At 55.3% G+C, this 16976-nt stretch carries 11 protein-coding genes, 3 tRNA genes and 1 pseudogene; 1 reads left to right on the plus strand and 14 read right to left on the minus strand.

The genetic code is table 11. The features are described 5' to 3' along the window. Positions 1-652: pseudogene (locus CCR95_RS17930) on the plus strand (IS701 family transposase); the annotation flags it as partial. Positions 653-1112: 460 nt separating this feature from the next. On the opposite strand, the gene CCR95_RS17935 reads toward CCR95_RS17930, so the two are convergent. The 14 genes from CCR95_RS17935 to CCR95_RS18000 form a co-directional block, all read right to left on the minus strand. Further along, positions 1113-2855, minus strand: a complete 1743-nt coding sequence (locus CCR95_RS17935; RefSeq protein WP_201096935.1) for a hypothetical protein — start codon at positions 2853-2855, stop codon at positions 1113-1115. Positions 2856-2987: 132 nt separating this feature from the next. Then, positions 2988-3653, minus strand: coding sequence for a hypothetical protein (locus CCR95_RS17940; protein ID WP_201096937.1), 666 nt, complete (start codon positions 3651-3653; stop codon positions 2988-2990). 70 nt (positions 3654-3723) lie between these two features. Next, complete coding sequence (locus CCR95_RS24965; RefSeq protein ID WP_207188675.1) at positions 3724-3915, minus strand: helix-turn-helix transcriptional regulator; 192 nt, start codon at positions 3913-3915, stop codon at positions 3724-3726. Positions 3916-4319: 404 nt separating this feature from the next. Next, positions 4320-4411 (minus strand) — tRNA-Ser (locus tag CCR95_RS17950). Between the two features lie 164 nt (positions 4412-4575). Beyond that, positions 4576-4794, minus strand: coding sequence for a carbon storage regulator CsrA (csrA, locus tag CCR95_RS17955; RefSeq protein ID WP_201096941.1), 219 nt, complete (start codon positions 4792-4794; stop codon positions 4576-4578). Positions 4795-5063: 269 nt separating this feature from the next. Next, positions 5064-6293 carry an aspartate kinase gene (locus CCR95_RS17960; RefSeq protein WP_201096943.1) on the minus strand — a complete coding sequence of 410 codons (1230 nt, stop codon included), beginning with the start codon at positions 6291-6293 and terminating at the stop codon, positions 5064-5066. Positions 6294-6530: 237 nt separating this feature from the next. Then, complete coding sequence (alaS, locus tag CCR95_RS17965) at positions 6531-9137, minus strand: alanine--tRNA ligase (protein ID WP_201096945.1); 2607 nt, start codon at positions 9135-9137, stop codon at positions 6531-6533. A gap of 36 nt (positions 9138-9173) precedes the next feature. Beyond that, positions 9174-9668, minus strand: coding sequence for a regulatory protein RecX (locus CCR95_RS17970; protein WP_420825668.1), 495 nt, complete (start codon positions 9666-9668; stop codon positions 9174-9176). Beyond that, positions 9655-10701: a recombinase RecA gene (gene recA, locus CCR95_RS17975; protein WP_201096947.1), complete on the minus strand. Its 1047-nt coding sequence runs from the start codon at positions 10699-10701 to the stop codon at positions 9655-9657. Before recA ends, CCR95_RS17970 begins: the two co-directional genes overlap by 14 nt. Before the next feature lie 502 nt (positions 10702-11203). After that, entirely contained in the window at positions 11204-12715 is a 1512-nt protein-coding gene (locus tag CCR95_RS17980) for a sugar transferase (RefSeq protein ID WP_201096949.1), read from the minus strand. Positions 12716-12892: 177 nt separating this feature from the next. After that, a complete protein-coding gene (locus tag CCR95_RS17985; protein WP_201096951.1) occupies positions 12893-13702 on the minus strand; it encodes a hypothetical protein in 810 nt (269 codons plus the stop codon). A gap of 618 nt (positions 13703-14320) precedes the next feature. Continuing rightward, positions 14321-15706 (minus strand): sigma-54 dependent transcriptional regulator, encoded by a 1386-nt coding sequence (locus CCR95_RS17990; RefSeq protein WP_201096953.1) that lies wholly within the window; start codon positions 15704-15706, stop codon positions 14321-14323. 912 nt (positions 15707-16618) lie between these two features. Beyond that, a tRNA-Glu gene (locus tag CCR95_RS17995) sits at positions 16619-16694 on the minus strand. 61 nt (positions 16695-16755) lie between these two features. Continuing rightward, a tRNA-Ala gene (locus tag CCR95_RS18000) sits at positions 16756-16831 on the minus strand. Positions 16832-16976 lie beyond the last annotated feature (145 nt).

The following is a 16976-nucleotide window of genomic DNA, read 5'->3' on the forward strand; positions in this document are numbered from 1 at the left end:
CATCAAGCCCATGCTATCGGTTCCGGAATTCGCTGGGCGAGGACGAAAGCCAACCAAACTTCAAGCTGATCGCGACCCCACTCAAGTGAGATGGTATGCCAAACATCTCCATCCTTTCCAATGGAGCACAATTGCCGTTCGCAATGGGACCAAAGGGCCGATCACGCTGTCCGTTCATACCGCTCCCGTGTGGGTCTGGGATGGCGAGTCGGAGCGCGTGACCGAGCGGGTATTGGTCATCAGCCGAAATCACGCGGACAACAAGATCAAATACTCACTCAGTAATGTTGATGATCGGAGCACCCCGATCGAAAGACTGGCCTACATGCAAGCACAGCGCTATTGGGTTGAACGGGCATTTCAAGAAGCCAAAAGCGAATTGGGGATGTCAGATTATCAAGTCAGAAAATGGAATGCCTGGCACCATCACATGGCACTGGTGATGTTGTCGTTGTCCTTTGTTGTTAAAGAGCGCATATTGCACAAAGCTGACTATCCGCTGGTGAGTTGCCGCGATATTCGGCTTCTCATTATCGCATTACTACTCAAAAATCCGGATGCAGTCGAAAAAAGAATCGAGCAAATGCGGGTCAGGCATGAGCAAAGACGCAAGGATATCGAACGCCATTACAAGCTGACTGCAACAGGATAGTCAATATGCCTGAATGCAAAGTGACAAAGTAGAAGTAGACAGAAACTAGGAAGCTAGAAACAGCGCTGTCAGAGACAGCGACTTGAAACGCAGGAATTAGGGACTAGGAGGTTTGGAACGAAGGGACTAAGAAGCTAGAACAGTGGCTTGAACGCTGGTATTAGGAACGACTCTATCGATTGATAGAGGGCTTGGCAGCCTGTATTGCGAGACGAGGTACTTTGAGGAATAGGATTCTACGCCGATTCATGCGTAGTATACACTACTTTTATAAGTTATTTTTCATGTGGCGAATGAGTCAATCATTTGACGATGGCGGCAAAACTGTATCCAGGTGTGGCTTGGAAACTCACCCAGTATTTGATCGCTTTGTTGGATGGGTGTTTAAAACCACCCACGATGCCTCTCGGTTGACAGGGTGGGTTTGAAACCCACCCTGCAACGCATTCTGCCGTGCCGATTAACTCGCCAGTGCGAGTTTTTCTTCGACCGAGTAATGGGTTGTGCCATGGATTTTCCGTGTCGTCAGCGTGTAGCCATCAATGTTCCGACCTACGAGCCGCTTGAGTGAGATGCCAATCGAGTTGACGTTACTCCAGCCTTTCTGCGGTGGATGCCCGCTCAGATAATCGGCGTACATTTCTTTCAGTCGCTCGCTTTCTTGATGGCTGGATGCCGCTTGGAGCGTGACGGAGGTTTCCCCTTTTCTCACCAAATCCTGTGCTCGAAATGCCTTGCCGATACCAAATCCGTGGATCAGGCCGAGCATCCAAGAGAACATCTGCTCATAGTCTGGCGACTGTTCACGTAAATCGTCGAACTTGGTAACAGGATCAGTAACCCCGGCACGGAGCAAAGGCCAACGGACCATCTCATCCCATTGATGGAATCCGGATGGCCGTGCCTCCATCTCTACCTCACGGTGTCCATGCAAGATCGAGAGTGCGGCCTGCATCCAGCGCGTTCGATGGTTCAAGACGTGGCTGATGACATGAGGATGCGTGAAGCGTCGTTGTTCTGGGCGCGCGTCCTGAGATGTCAGGCGCACTTCCAGTAAGCGCCGACTGAGATCCATGTCGGTTGTGATGTTGTTGCCAGTGATCAGGAACGTGGCGTTGGTAGGCAGCGCTGCCATTTTCGAGAAACCCAGAATCCGGCCTGTGTGCGTCGGAGAGGTGATCGCTTTCGCTAAGACCGGACTCGAAATCTTGTGTGCATCGGGGATGTTGTCGAAACACACGATAGGCACGGACGCGATCAGCATGGCGGTTAATTCTTTGTTCTGCTCTGCCACGTTCTCCGACATCGACGCTACAGGTAGATCATGGCCCGTCACCAACAGATGAATCATCCTCGCAAGCGTTGTTTTTCCACTCCCTTGCGTACTGGCGTTGATCATAAAGCCTGGGGCCATATCCAGAGTCTTGCGCTCAATCACGGTTAAGACGAGAGCTAGCGCCGCCGCTGCATCCGTCTCTGTGGCAAACTCGAACTCGCCAAGCATCTCCTCGCGCAGAATATGGACACCTTCCTCTGGCGTCATCTCGCCAGGCGCTTCAAACGTGATACCACCGAAATACACGTAGATGCCAGAGTCCGTGTGTAGTCCCTCCTCAATCAAGAGTTCCCCGTTGGGCAGTACCAACGGATGCGTCACGAGTCCGACAGTCTCAGGAAAGTGACTATCGGGGTTATCGAGAATGAGAGGCACCAGCTTGCTTGGAACCTCGATGGGTTCCCAACCTTTCTTCTTGGCATTGGACATGAACGTGGCGCTTTGATCGATGCGCAGCAGCATCGCCGCTTTTTCGTAAGGCACGAGGCTCGGGATACTCGGCGCTTTCGTTTTCACATCGCCGATGGCATGGAAGTAACGCGGACTCGTGGCCGCGATGTAGCAGTGAATACCACCGTGGCGCAACACCTCTGATTTACCAGGAATGGTTCGGACGGCATCCTCAACGCTCGTGACCATCTGTGTGAGATTGGGCTTCGTGTAATCGCAGTAGATAATCCGTCGTCCATCCGCGCTGTATTCGGGGATGCGGTCCTGATCGTCGCTCTCTCCATCTTCGGCGGCGTGGTCGTCAACGTTTTGCTCTGGCGCGGCGTCAACAGCACTGCTCCAGTAGCCTGCCGGTAACTCAGTAAGCGTTCCATCGCTTGGGAGCGCCAGCGAAAAATCCCCGGTTTCTTGTGTCATGTCTGTCATGGTCATTTTGCTCTATTTGGTTGCCGGCTATATCGCCGGTAGAGCAAGTGTCCGCGCAAGAACAGGGGGATTATCAGTGGACAGTGGGGGGACAGAGGTGATAGACCGAAAAGATGATTATTTTCAGAGCGTTCCCAAGACTGGCAGATTTTTTGCCCAGGCTGGTGTCTTGCTAGGCTTCAGATAATCGCGGAGCGTCTGCTCATACACCTGCCACTTCGCAGCCATGTCGGACGCCACAGGGTCTTTAGAACTGCCCCGAGCGATCAACGCAATTGCCTCGGCATAGGCCAGTATCATCCTTGGCTGCACATTAGGACCAGGAAGATCGGTTTCCGCTGCTGTCGGTACTGCGTACCAATAACGGGGTGGGTTTGCGTGGTAAAAGAAAAGCGGTTTCTGGTGGCATCTGGTGAGGCCATCCTCATCGAACGACAACAAATCTTCTGGGACGAAGAGACACGACAAATAGCGCGTTCCATCGCAAGTCTGCACGGCATTCTCGCTGAAGAAGAATTCGCTCTCGCAGAATTCATCGATGGATAGTGATATTGGCTCTCGATCAGAGTGGCCTTCTGGCCAGCCGAAACACGCCAAGTTATCGGCGTCGCAGAGTTCCCGAATGCTGCTGATGGATTTCCGATGCAGCTCCTCCCATTTTTCCGCATGGCCTTGCAGCATGTTGGGGACGAGCGATCTGAACTCGTTGAGATCTTTTTTCGAGAGAACCATTTCGATTAGGCGTCCAACGAGTAGCGGCTCGTCAATCATCCCAGGGTGTAACAACATGCCTGCTCTCCATCTACTTAGGTACGCTTCGACAGCCTCGCCGGTGTCAACCGGCGAGGCGCAGCATCGTTTAGTGCAAGGTTATCCTCTGTGCGGATAACCATGCCTGCTCGTCTTCCACAAGAATGCGTGTGGCGGTGCCAACCTTGATGATAGGTGGCATCAGCCCCGTTTTGACGTTGCGGTAAAACGTCGAACGATGGATGTTGTACTTCGTGCAAAAATCAGCAATGGTCATTGCCGTTGGATTGTGGGGCTGCATCAGCAGACCTCCGTTAGCAGAGGTCTCAACCAGATGCCAGTCACGGCAGAAACCGCTGGTAGCGGTGTGTCGCTTGCTAGACGACGGCGGGGGTTGAATCATTCCCGAGTGCGAACTCTCTGGCTGATCAAACCAGATCAAATGTTCCATCTGCGAGTAGCATAGGACGTGGAGGGCGTGAGCCTATCTCTCAGCGGTCAAGATTGCCGGAGATCCTGCGGATGTATGCGCTTTGTGTTGCAGGCCAACAAAGCGGAATTCATCATACGCTTTGATTTTTGGATGTCAACTAGGCACAGCGAAATCGTGTCGCAACGTGTCGCTGCCAATCGCACCAGAGATGGCGGGTAGGTTGGCGGGTAGAAAATAAAAACGCGCTCTAAGGCGCGTTATTGCTGCATGATTGGCGGAGAGAGAGGGATTCGAACCCTCGATAGGTTTTAAAGCCTATACTCCCTTAGCAGGGGAGCGCCTTCAGCCGCTCGGCCATCTCTCCAGTAACAGATTTCCTGATTCCTAGCGATTAGGCGAACTTAAGAAAGTTTCCTAACGATCATCCTGATAGGCTGTTTAGTGACCTGACACATCAACTCACTAGGAGTGATCAAGTAGTCTTGATCAGACTAAACATCCTACCATGGCAGACATGGTTTTTCCAACTCAATCTAGTTGGCCGGGATGCCCCATTAGCATCTCACCTTGTCCTACCTCAGCCTGTTCCCGCTTGATCCGCTCGTAAATTTCTTCACGATGCACGGATACTTCCCTGGGTGCGTTGACGCCAATGCGAACTTGATTGCCTTTGACCCCAAGGACGGTTACGGTTACTTCATCACCGATCATAAGCGTTTCACCTACGCGGCGAGTCAAGATTAACATCGTTACTTTCTCCCTTCTTCAACCTAGTATTCCGATTCGATGATCCGCCCAAACCGGCAGCCCCGACCTGCTCAAGGGCCGCTCCCCGGAGGGCTGAATCACCTCCAGACCATGTATAGACAAATGGTCTTATGTTGCAATTCTAGCAATTGCGGCGGCATCGCCATAGTCTTTTTCTTTCCTGCAATAATATTTAGCCAAGGAAATCGCTCGCAAGGTCGTCACAGGATAGTTTTCAGACCAGTGCTCAGCCGTTCCATCTTGACGACTCAGACTGGCGTATCACGATCAAGGCCAAAGGCTTCGTGAAGTGTCCGCACGCCCAGTTCCAGATATTTTTCATCCACCACAACCGAAATCTTGATTTCAGAAGTCGAGATCATGCGGATATTGATCCCCTCCCCGGCCAGACTGGCAAACATCTGGCTGGCGATTCCGGCATGGCTGCGCATCCCGACCCCGACCAATGAAATCTTGACGATCCGCGCATCGCCGAGCACCTGACGCGCGCCAAGTATTTCAGCGGTACTCTGGAGAATTTCAAGTGCGCGCGCATAGTCGTTGCGATGGACGGTGAAAGTAAAATCCGTCGTAATTTCCTGGGCGGCGATGTTTTGGATGATCATGTCAACTTCGATGTTGGCGTCCGCGATCGGTCCCAGAATCCGGTGCGCCACGCCGGGCTGATCCGGCACACCGAGCACGGTCAGCTTGGCCTCGTCGCGACTGAAGGCGATTCCGGAAATCTTGGCGTCTTCCACAATATCTTCCTCGAAGGTGATCAGGGTGCCCTCGCCCTCGTCGAAGCTGGAGAGCACGCGCAAGGGAACCCGGTATTTGCCGGCGAACTCGACCGAGCGGATTTGCAGAACCTTGGAGCCAAGGCTCGCCATTTCCAGCATCTCCTCGAAAGTGATGCGGTCGAGTTTGCGGGCCTTGGGTTCGACGCGCGGGTCCGTCGTATAGACCCCGTCGACGTCGGTATAGATCTGACATTCGTCGGCCGTGAGCGCGGCGGCGATGGCAACCGCAGAGGTGTCCGAGCCGCCGCGCCCCAGGGTGGTGATATCGCCGTGTTCGTCGATGCCCTGAAAACCGGCGATCACGACCACGCGCCCGGCGTCCAGGTCAGCCCGCACCCGCGCCGCGTCGATGTCGCGGATACGTGCCTTGTTATGGGCGCTGTCGGTCAGGATATGCACCTGACCGCCGGTATAGGAGCGCGCCGGACAGCCCTTGGCGGCGAGCGCCATGCTCAACAGCGCGATGGTGACCTGCTCGCCGGTGGACAGCAGCACGTCGAGTTCACGCGGTTCCGGGCGTTCCTGGATCTGCTTGGCCAGCCCGATCAGGCGATCGGTCTCGCCCGACATGGCGGAGAGCACGACCACGACCCGATGCCCCTGGTCGGTCCAACGTTTGACCCGGTCGGCAACCCGGTGGATGCGTTCGACGCTCCCCACCGAGGTTCCACCGTATTTCTGCACAATCAGCGCCATCAGTTGTTCCAGCTTAGTTAGAAAATCGCCTTAAGACGATGTCCGGGAAACATCGATCTGGATGTCTAGTGCAACTGTGCGAAAGTCCCAGGACCGTCTCAGTTCGTTGTCGTTGTCGTTGTCGTTGTCGTTGTCGTGATCGCGGTCTCGACATGGCGAATATTCGACAACGACAACGACAACGACAACGAGGCCACGGTCTCGGAACTTGGGCAGGCAGCAAAGCACTCGCCAGCTTCATCCGGCCAGCCGGCTTCTCACCCAGCCATCCACCAACTCCAGGGCGGCGGGCAGACCCGCGGGATCGTTCCCGCCAGCCTGCGCCATATCCGCCCGCCCGCCGCCCTTGCCGCCGACCTTCCCGGCAACCAGGCCGATGAGTTCGCCGGCCTTGAGCCGATCGGTCAGATCCTTGGTGACCCCGGCCACCAGACTGACCTTGCCGTCCGACTCCGTGGCCAGGACGACCACGGCGGAGCCGAGTTTGTCCTTGATCTGATCGAGCGTGGTCCGCAGGCTCTTGGGATCGGCGCCATCGAGCCGGGCGGCGAGCACCTTGACGCCTTCCACCAGGATCGCCTGCGAGGCGAGATCCTGACCGGCGGAACTGGCGAGCTTGGATTTGATCTGCTCCAGTTCCTTTTCGAGCCGGCGCGCGCGCTCCATCAACTGCATGACGCGCTCGTCGACCTCCTCGCGTCCGCCCTTGAGCAGCCCGGCGAGGCGCAACAGACGATCCTCGTCGGCCTCGACCGAGTCCAGCGCCACGGCGCCCGTGGCGGCCTCGATGCGGCGCACGCCGGAAGCGATCCCGCCCTCGGCGAGAATCTTGACCAGACCGATGTCGCCGACCGCCTTGACGTGGGTGCCGCCGCAGAGTTCGGTGGAGAAGTCGCCCATGCGCAGCACGCGCACCTGCTCGGAATATTTTTCGCCGAAGAGCGCGACGGCCCCGGACGCCTTGGCGTCCTCCAGATTCATGATCCGGGTTTCGACCAGATGATTGGCGCGAACCTCGCGATTGACCAGACGTTCGATGGTCAGCAACTGCTCGCGCGTGACCGGCTCGAAATGCGAAAAATCGAACCGCAGACGCTCCGGTCCCACCAGCGAGCCCTTCTGCTGGACATGCTCGCCCAGAACTTGGCGCAAGGCGGCATGCAGGAGATGGGTCGCCGAATGGTTCAGTGCGATCGCCGAACGTCGTGCCGCGTCCACGCGCGCATCGACCCGGTCGCCGACGGTCAATTGACCCTCGGTGACGCGCCCGATGTGGATCACGACTCCCTCGCCTTTCTTTTGGGTGTCAAGCACCTCGAACCGGGCCGTCTCTGTGGTTAGCCAGCCACGGTCGCCGACCTGTCCGCCGGACTCGCCATAAAAGGGCGTGAGATCCAGGATCGCCAGTCCCTCTTGGTCGGCGTCCAGGGTGTCGCAGGAATGGCCATCGCGGTAGAGCGCAACCACCGTCGCCTCTTCCTGGAGCCGTTCATAGCCGCAGAAATCGGTCTCGCCCTGGATCTGGATATCCAGCGTCTGCGTGGCGCCGAATTGGCTCGCGGCACGGGCGCGCTCTTTCTGCTGCCCCATCGCCGCGTCGAAACCCTCCATATCCAGGCTCAAACTGCGCTCGCGCGCGATGTCCGCCGTGAGGTCGGTCGGAAAACCGAAGGTGTCGTAGAGCTTGAACACGGTCGCGCCGGGGATGCGGTCGTCCGCAAGTCCTGCAATCGCCTCGTCCAGGATGCGCATGCCATGCTCCAGGGTCTCGGCGAAGCGTTCCTCCTCTAGCAGCACGATGCGTTCCACCTGCGCCTGACTGGTCAGAAGTTCGGGATAGGCGGCGCCCATCTCCCTGACCAGCGGGGCCACCAGACGATGAAAGAAAGGCTCGGCGCAGCCCAGCCGGTAGCCATGCCGGATGGCCCGCCGCATGATGCGCCGCAACACATAGCCGCGTCCTTCGTTTCCGGGGGTGACGCCATCGACGATCAGAAAGGCCGCCGAGCGGATGTGATCGGCGATCACCCGCAGCGATTTATCCGCGCGGTCGGCGCAGGCGGTGACCTGGGCCGCCGCATCGATCAGGCGCCGGAAGAGGTCGATCTCATAATTGCTATGGATCCCCTGCATCACCGCCGCGAGGCGTTCCAGTCCCATGCCGGTATCGACCGAGGGACGCGGCAGCGGGGTCAGGTTGCCGTCGGCATCCCGGTTGAACTGCATGAAGACCAGATTCCAGATCTCGACATAGCGGTCGCCCTCGGCATCCGGGGAGCCGGGCGGTCCGCCGGGAATCTCGGGGCCGTGATCGTAGAAGATCTCAGAGCAGGGGCCGCAGGGGCCGGTCTCGCCCATCGACCAGAAATTATCCTTAGCGCCGCAGCGCGAGAAACGCGCGGGATCGATGCCGATCTCGTTCAGCCAGATCGCCGCCGCCTCGTCGTCCTCGGTAAAGACCGTGATCCAGAGCTTCTCGGGCGGCAGGGTCAGTTCGCGGGTCAGATAGTCCCAGGCGAACCCGATTGCCTCGCGCTTAAAATAATCGCCGAAGCTGAAGTTCCCGAGCATCTCGAAAAAGGTGTGATGCCGGGCGGTGTAGCCAACGTTCTCCAGATCGTTATGCTTGCCGCCGGCGCGCACGCAACGCTGAGAACTGACAGCACGGGTGTAGGCCCGCCGTTCGCGACCCAGAAAAACCTCCTTGAACTGGACCATTCCGGCGTTGGTGAACAACAGGGTCGGATCGTTGGCGGGCACCAAGGGGCTGGACGCCACCCGCTCATGCTGGCGCTGCGCGAAATAGTCAAGGAAGCTCGCTCGAAGCTCTGCACTGGTCATCATTGGGAAGTCTCGAATGGACCGCTTGAGAGGGTCCGGTCAGTCAGGCCAGCGCAGGAAGCGCCGGATCGAATCCGTGGGAAAGCCTCGCTGCTCCAGGAAGCGGGCGCGTCGGCCATACTCGGCGTGATCGACGGGCGGCTCGGCACCGAAACGCCGATCGCAGGCGTCGGCCAGACAGGCCGGCCATTCGTCCCGCAGCGGTTCCAGCGCGCGCTCGATGAGGTCATCCTCAAGCCCTTTCTCGCGCAGCTCGCCGCGAATGCGCAGTGGACCGAAGCCCTTGCCAATCCGCTCAGCCACATAGTGTTCCGCCAGACGCACCTCATCGAGAGAGCCTTCGGCCACCAGACGATCAAGCGCCGCGTCAATGTCCTCCTCGGCAAAACCGCGCGCGGCAAGTTTGCGCGCCAATTCCCGCCGCGCATGCTCGCGGATCGCGAGCAGCTTCAGGGCCAGGCGTTCGATCGCCGCCGCCGGATCTGCCTCGTTCGTCTCTTGGGCCTGAACGCTCAGAATTTCAATCCTCGACAGGCGCCGCGGGTGGCTCTTGTTCGGGCACCGGTTCGCCGCCTGCCTTCGGCAACCGCTTGTCGCGGATCTTGGCCTCGATCGACTGCGCGATGGCGGGATTTTCGCAGAGATAATTGCGCACGTTGTCCTTGCCCTGACCGATACGATTCCCTTCGTAACTGTACCAGGCACCGGATTTCTCGATAAAACCCTCCTCCACGCCGAGTCCGATGATCTCGCCCTCACGCGAAATGCCGTGTCCGTAGAGGATGTCGAACTCAGCCTGTTTGAAGGGCGGCGCGACCTTGTTCTTCACGACCTTGACCTTGGTCTCGCTCCCGATCACCTCGTCGCCTTTCTTGATGCTGCCGGTGCGGCGGATGTCGAGTCGCACCGAGGCGTAGAACTTGAGCGCGTTTCCACCCGTTGTGGTTTCAGGGGAGCCAAACATGACCCCAATTTTCATGCGAATTTGATTGATGAAGATCACGCAGCAATTGGAGCGATTGATATTCCCGGTGAGCTTGCGCAGCGCCTGGGACATCAGTCGCGCATGCAGGCCCATGTGCGAGTCGCCCATCTCGCCCTCGATCTCGGCCTTGGGCGTCAGCGCCGCCACCGAGTCCACGACCACCACGTCGAGCGCGCCCGAGCGCACCAACATGTCGGTGACCTCCAGCGCCTGTTCGCCGGTGTCCGGCTGGGAGACCAGGAGTTCCTTCATATTGACGCCGAGCTTTTCGGCGTAGACCGGATCGAGCGCATGCTCAGCGTCGACGAAGGCCGCCGTGCCGCCCAATTTCTGTGCCTCAGCGATGATATGCAGCGTGAGCGTCGTCTTGCCGGAAGACTCGGGGCCGTAAATTTCGATGACGCGTCCCTTGGGCACGCCGCCAATCCCAAGCGCCAGGTCGAGACCGAGCGAGCCGGTGGAGATCGCCTCGATGTTGCGCACGGCACCCACGTCACCCATGCGCATGACGGTGCCCTTGCCGAACTGCTTGTCGATCTGGGTTAGCGCGGCGGCCAACGCCTTTTTGCGGTTCTCGTCCATTCAGTCTCCGTAAAATCTGATCTCAAGCCAGGGATCCCAAACGTTTGATTTGTGAGTCTTCGGCCACAGTGGAGGTCGATAAAGATGCCACCATCGATCTTGGAAAAAAGCGGATTATGGCATAGCCAACCTGGATGCGTCATTTCCCCGCTCGGCGGGTGTGCTTGATCTGTCCCGAATCTTGGATACAGCGAGCCGTTTCCCAGCCACGATCTGAGGACATGGAGATATCGAGAGTGAAGTGTACGCATCAAGCAGAGTATCAGACGCACATCGAGAGGGATCGCGTCCAATGCGCGCTCTCGCCCTGGCCATCGCCAAAGCTTCACGAAATTCGCCAGAAATACTGCGAGAGAGACGTGGGGAAGTCGCTCAATACTTTAAATCTCACGCATCGCCCACCGTCATGCGCCCAGGATCGGTGAACGCGAAGTATGCGCGCCAAGCAGGGCGTAGCCCAGCGCCGAAGAGCGCACTCAGCAGTGCTGCGCTCGCCAGGGGATCAGTAAGCGTTTTCATGAACGAAACCATTAAAGATCGTCCGGATCAGGATTTTAATATCCAACCACAGTGACCAATTCCGAATATATTCCAGATCGAACTGGACTCGCATTGCCATCTTATCCAGAGTTTCTGTTTCGCCCCGCCAGCCATTGACTTGAGCTAAGCCGGTAATGCCGGGTTTTACTTTATGTCTCAGCATGTATCCACCGACGAGGGGGCGATAGTACTCATTATGAGCAACCGCATGAGGCCGTGGACCAACAATTGACATACTACCTTGCAGGACATTGATGAACTGAGGCAATTCATCGAGCGATGTGCGACGAATGAAGGAGCCAAAGGGCGTAATTCGCGAGTCTTTTTTCGTGGCCTGCGCTACGAGGTCGCCGTTTTCGCAGACGCTCATACTGCGAAATTTCCACACCATGATTTGCTCCCCCGCGAGGCCATAGCGCCGTTGCTTGAAAATAATGGGGCCAGGCCCAGATCGCTTAACGCCGATGGCGATGACGATCATCGGGATTGCCAGAAGTACGATTGCGATCGTACCAAGCAGCAGATCTTCGACACGTTTCACCCATCCTGTCACACCAAGGAAAGGAGATTCATACACACTGAATGCGGGGATCCCATCGATCTCCATCCAACAGCGATGCAGTAAATCATGTTCCATCCGGGCGGCGGTCACACTAATCGCATCATCGCTGCGCGCAATGCCCATCTGGCGAGATCTTTTTCGCTCGCGACGATCCTGGACAATATAGACCGACGCGGTAGAATCGCTTAATCGCAAAAGCAATTGATTGATCTTTGCCGCCTCTTCGGCCAAAGGCATGGCAATAAAAACTGTATCAACCTCGCCATTACGGGCAAGTTTCACAAGTGAGTCGACACTTTCCACAGGAAAGTCCAAGGCACCATTTTCGCCACTGTCCTCGTCTGCGATTTCGTCAAATATGCCAACAGTTCGAAAACCCATCCAAGGGTTCGCCGCGATGGTTCTGGAGAAATGGTGCGAGATTTGGCCCGTGCCAACAATCGCCAGAAGACGGGTGTTGACACCATGCATTCTGACAATACGCAGTATTTGACGGACACCGAAGCGAGAAGCGGCCAGCAAGACTGGCGTCGCTAACAACCAGCTCAACATGACCTCGCGCGGATAGGCGGTCTCGGGCCACAGATAACCGCTTATAAATAAAATGGCGAAGACGGCCAACCAAGCTTCTAATGTGTAGAGTATTTCAGTGAAGATCGAGCCTGTTCGCCAAGATCGATAGATGTTCTTTATATCGGCGAAAATCGAAAAAAAACCGACCGCTAGTGCAGCCGTCACGTTGAACTCAACGATCCATGGCGTTCCTGTGAGAACAAATGCCGCCCATAAGCAAAGCGTGATCGTCAATATATCGAAGGCGCGCTGAATAAACGTGACCAGGCTTTGATGTTGTCGTAAACGGACTCCTCGATGGACCTGGTTCAATACCCCGGCGATCCCATCGTCATTCATTATTCACTCCAAATAGTCAACGTTGGCGATGAAAACCGCTGCAGGATCGAGATGAATGCTCGCTCGCGAAACAAGTTGACGCAAATCAATGCACACTGCTCCTGCTGCGGTTTAGATATCTCAAATATGACAAAGAAGCGAACGATGTTAAAAGTCTTTTTTCAGGCGTCGTAACCACTATTGGTTCTTTGGAACACTATACAAGTGCCGTTTAGCACAGCCTTTAGCTCGCTTCTCGTTTCCATGCTCACCAGAATCTTCTTCGGTTCGGTTTAAACCATAAAAAAAACTATTGCTCTGCAGGAAGCTGCCGCGAACCTGATGGATCGAGCAGAAAATCTCGTCAAAATCCAGCATAAGAGCTTTTAACGCAGCAGGAGAAAAGCGCCAATATTCCTTTGTATCGGGTGCGTAGGGAGTATTGAAAGGCGCTTCGATCCATATTTGACCGCCCGGCGCCATCTTTTCGCGAATTTCGGCAATGATCTGAGCGGGATTATATAAGCACTCGATACCAGTACACATGACAAATCCGAGCTCGTTTCCATGCAAATCCGATCGTGTCTCACTCCAATTCGGAACCGAGTTGACCAAGTCATCTTGCTCACGAGCCGTCCTCGCCTCCACAACAGGCGACACAGCTCCAGTGTCAAATTGAAAATGGACGAACGTCTGACCTCGACTACTTGAAAGAAAGCGCTGCAACAAGCAGCGATACTCATGGTCACTTTCATGAAGACCTGCAGTAGCGTCCCAATAAACAAGCAAATCTCCGGCAATCTTGCGGATGTTGCGCACACCCCGAATTGATCGGCGAATCATGTCAATAAATTGGTGTTGAGGAGCCACCGCCATGCGATCCTCTTGAGTGCGCGTCCGAATGATTGTTGCCATCACGTCCGCTGGTTCTAAATTATTGGTGATGGCGGACTTCAAATATCCAGGTGTCACAGAGACATGCTGTTTGTGGATGTCAGTAATTAACATATTTTCACACGATACGGATTCGGTTGATATTTTTTATTTAAGCAATGATCGCGCCAGATCCAAGGCGACCCTGATGCATCGGTATCTAGCGGTGCCTGCCGAAACGCGCGCTCATGGGCTAAAAAACGACCAAAGTACTTCTACTTCTACCCTAAAGACATCCCCTCTGCCCGAATTTTGGTCTTAGAGCGAGCATGAGAAGTGGGGCGACAGCTATGCAACTTCCATGGTAATTGCGTAAAAATAGCACAAGAAATTTACAGTTTCGGTTTTGAGAGTCTGGGAGTCTGGGAGTCTGGGAGTCTGGGAGTCTGGGGATCGAGGCAAGCCCACCCCAAAAATGGCGGAGCCATTGGCTTTCGATCAGCGGATGCCGATGTCCACTCCGCGCCCCCAACAGAATGCCTTTTGTGCGTCTGATACACCTAAGGGAGTGTAGCGTATCGTCATCATGACGCCAGCAAGAAGTTCCTGCCGCCGCCGAAACTCGGGGAGTTGCGGCCAATCATTGATGGTCCGCAGCACCAGGGACAACCCGCCACGCGTCCTCCCCCTGGCGGGCAAGCGTATGAAGGCAAAGCCGAACAATAACAGCAGCATCTTGATTTAATTGAATACTTAAATACACTCCGGTATTTTTTGCTTTTGCCAGTCGATACCGTGCGTTTCCATGAGGCGATAAAGGGTAACCCTAGAAATTCCAAGGGCCTTGGATGCACGAGTGACATTATTTCGAGTCGTCTTTAGGGCCGTGATGATCGCATCTCTCTCTGCCTGCAGTCGCGCATCCGTCAGCGTGATCAAATTCCGCACCGCGGCCATGCCCGATAGATCAAGATCCTGTGGCTTGATAATACGCTCCTCGCACATCGCGACTGCTCGCTGCACTCTGTTTATCAATTCCCGGACATTCCCTGGCCATGAGTAAGAATTCATGATATCGATAGAGGATTGGCTAAACCCTTTCGGTCCGTCTGGCAGACGTTTCGACAACTCATTGAAAAAAAACTCGGCTAGCACGGGGATATCTTCCGGGCGCTCACGAAGGGGAGGGATCTGTAATTGCAGGACGTTCAGACGATAATAAAGATCTTCACGGAACAAACCTTTTTCCACCGCTTTCTCCAAGTCGACATTGGTTGCAGCAATGATACGAACATCGACAGGTAGCGATGCCGACCCGCCAATTCTATCAATGACTTTCTCTTGGAGAAATCGAAGCAGATTGACTTGCAGTTCGAGTGACAGATCGCCGATCTCATCGAGAAATAAGGTGCCTCCGGATGCCGCCTCGATGCGGCCAATATGGCGGCGCTGAGCGCCCGTGAATGCGCCACGTTCATGTCCGAAGAGTTCTGTCTGAATCAGATCTTTCGGAAGAGCTCCGCAATTCACTGCGACGAAAGGCCCTGCAGCTCGACTAGATGTGCGATGTATGGCTTCTGCCGTGAGTTCTTTTCCTGTCCCGCTTTCTCCACGAATTAAAACGCTTAGGTCGAGATTCGCGACTCGATGTATCTTGCGGAAGAGCGCCTGCATACACGCGCTCTTTCCAATCATGCGATGCTGAACGAAGCGGCTCTCATTCCGAGCCAAGGCGGCTTGACTGGCAATCTCTGCCATTCCATATGCATGTCCGAGTGTAAAGTCCAACCTTTTCGTGTCCATCGGAAGCGTATGGTAATCGTAGAAATAATTGGCGAGAATACCGGAAGAAGGCTGAAGCAAAAGTTCGCGATCAGATAATAAAGCAACCCAATGGATAGCGTTGTTTGTTTCTTTAAGATGCTGAAGATCACGCGCGAGCTGTTGCAGATTGGATCCATCGACATGTACCAGCCCAACCATATAGTTTCTTTTCGCGATTAAGTCGTGCGCTTGACCGGAATGGCTCGCGACCTGGACTTCCCAGCCTTGGCGCCGGACAATTTCTGGCAATACATCCGAACATCCAGAGGAATTTAGGTAAAGAAGATGGCGTGCTTTCAGTTGATGCGCTGACATTGTTGAATTACCTGATGGCTTGCCAATGGAAGATCAGGTCAGTCAGGGAAGAGACGATGCCCTTTTGACCTTTTCGGTTTTCGTCTCACCGATTTTGTTCTGCCGCGAGTTTTATTCGGCATGGAGTCTCGTTTAGATATCTCCATATTCCGCAAAGTCGTTGATTATGGGGTTGAGCATGTGATCACAATTCAACCGCACACTACACGCCAAAAGGCTGATTGGCGCAATAAGGCAGTGATTACCTGAATACATGCACAGCGAGGAAATATCGCCCATTGATATTTTCGGCAATTCCGCGAAAGCGGGATGTGACGAATGTCTCAACAATGTGTTGCTGTCAAAAACGGAGTTGGCGTGCCTGTGCGGCGACCAAAAAATGGGCCTGATCGAGTAGATCAGACACAACTTGGGCAAAGGCATTTGATTCGGATGTGAGGCGCAGCCTGCTTTGAGATATGGGACTATTTGAGATTGAGCAGGGATAAAACGACCAAGATTCCGTTTCGATAACAAAAACAGCCGATTTTAGGTTTTTCGACGAAATGTCGACGCAAGAAGGCGTGGAAGGAAACCCAGCGGCACGCACGCACTAACTAGCCGGGAACGACAGGCGCAGTACATGAACCGGCTGAGAGCCGAGAATCAGCGATTGCAGGAGCAACTGACCAGGAAGGCCGCGGCGCTGGATCGAGCTTTGGATCGGATGGGGGATCTGGCGCTCCCTCGCGGGGCTGGGGCGCAGCATTGGTTCAAGATCGATGCGTCCGTGTCAATGGACCGAACCGCCCGCGTGGCGGTTTTTTGTGGGGGTGGATTCATGGCAAAAAAGCCCTGCACCAAATCATCTCTCCGGAAAAGTTCCGGACGAAAAAAAAGAGCCTACGTTTTCACGTAAGCCCTTTTTCCGATTGGCGTCCCCACGGGGGTTCGAACCCCGGTTACCGCCGTGAAAGGGCGATGTCCTAGGCCACTAGACGATGGGGACTAAACTTTTATCGATACTCTAGCGCGGGAAACTGAGTACGGATTTTTTATAATGCATTGTTTGGTGGAGCCAGGCGGGATCGAACCGCCGACCTCAACACTGCCAGTGTTGCGCTCTCCCAGCTGAGCTATGGCCCCGCATTCCAAGGCAATTCGCCCTGAGTCCGAGAATATTACTGGCTGTTTTCTCGTTTGTCTACTATAGATTTAAGGTTCAGGTCCGGGGAAAATGCCCGCGTTATGATTGATCCGCCCCCACCCTTGCCGCAAGCCGATCCTCCTG

Source organism: Thiocystis minor, from assembly GCF_016653465.1.
GTDB classification, from domain to species: Bacteria; Pseudomonadota; Gammaproteobacteria; order Chromatiales; family Chromatiaceae; genus Chromatium; species Chromatium minus.

What these genes read in the sequence shown, in the direction of transcription:
- CCR95_RS17980 (WP_201096949.1), bottom strand. Translation starts at nt 12,715, where the DNA reads ATGAATGACGATGGGATCGCCGGGGTATTGAACCAGGTCCATCGAGGA.
- CCR95_RS17960 (WP_201096943.1), bottom strand. Translation starts at nt 6,293, where the DNA reads ATGGCGCTGATTGTGCAGAAATACGGTGGAACCTCGGTGGGGAGCGTC.
- CCR95_RS17935 (WP_201096935.1), bottom strand. Translation starts at nt 2,855, where the DNA reads ATGACACAAGAAACCGGGGATTTTTCGCTGGCGCTCCCAAGCGATGGA.
- recA (WP_201096947.1), bottom strand. Translation starts at nt 10,701, where the DNA reads ATGGACGAGAACCGCAAAAAGGCGTTGGCCGCCGCGCTAACCCAGATC.
- alaS (WP_201096945.1), bottom strand. Translation starts at nt 9,137, where the DNA reads ATGATGACCAGTGCAGAGCTTCGAGCGAGCTTCCTTGACTATTTCGCG.
- CCR95_RS17990 (WP_201096953.1), bottom strand. Translation starts at nt 15,706, where the DNA reads ATGTCAGCGCATCAACTGAAAGCACGCCATCTTCTTTACCTAAATTCC.
- CCR95_RS17940 (WP_201096937.1), bottom strand. Translation starts at nt 3,653, where the DNA reads ATGTTGTTACACCCTGGGATGATTGACGAGCCGCTACTCGTTGGACGC.
- CCR95_RS17985 (WP_201096951.1), bottom strand. Translation starts at nt 13,702, where the DNA reads ATGTTAATTACTGACATCCACAAACAGCATGTCTCTGTGACACCTGGA.
- CCR95_RS24965 (WP_207188675.1), bottom strand. Translation starts at nt 3,915, where the DNA reads ATGCAGCCCCACAATCCAACGGCAATGACCATTGCTGATTTTTGCACG.
- csrA (WP_201096941.1), bottom strand. Translation starts at nt 4,794, where the DNA reads ATGTTAATCTTGACTCGCCGCGTAGGTGAAACGCTTATGATCGGTGAT.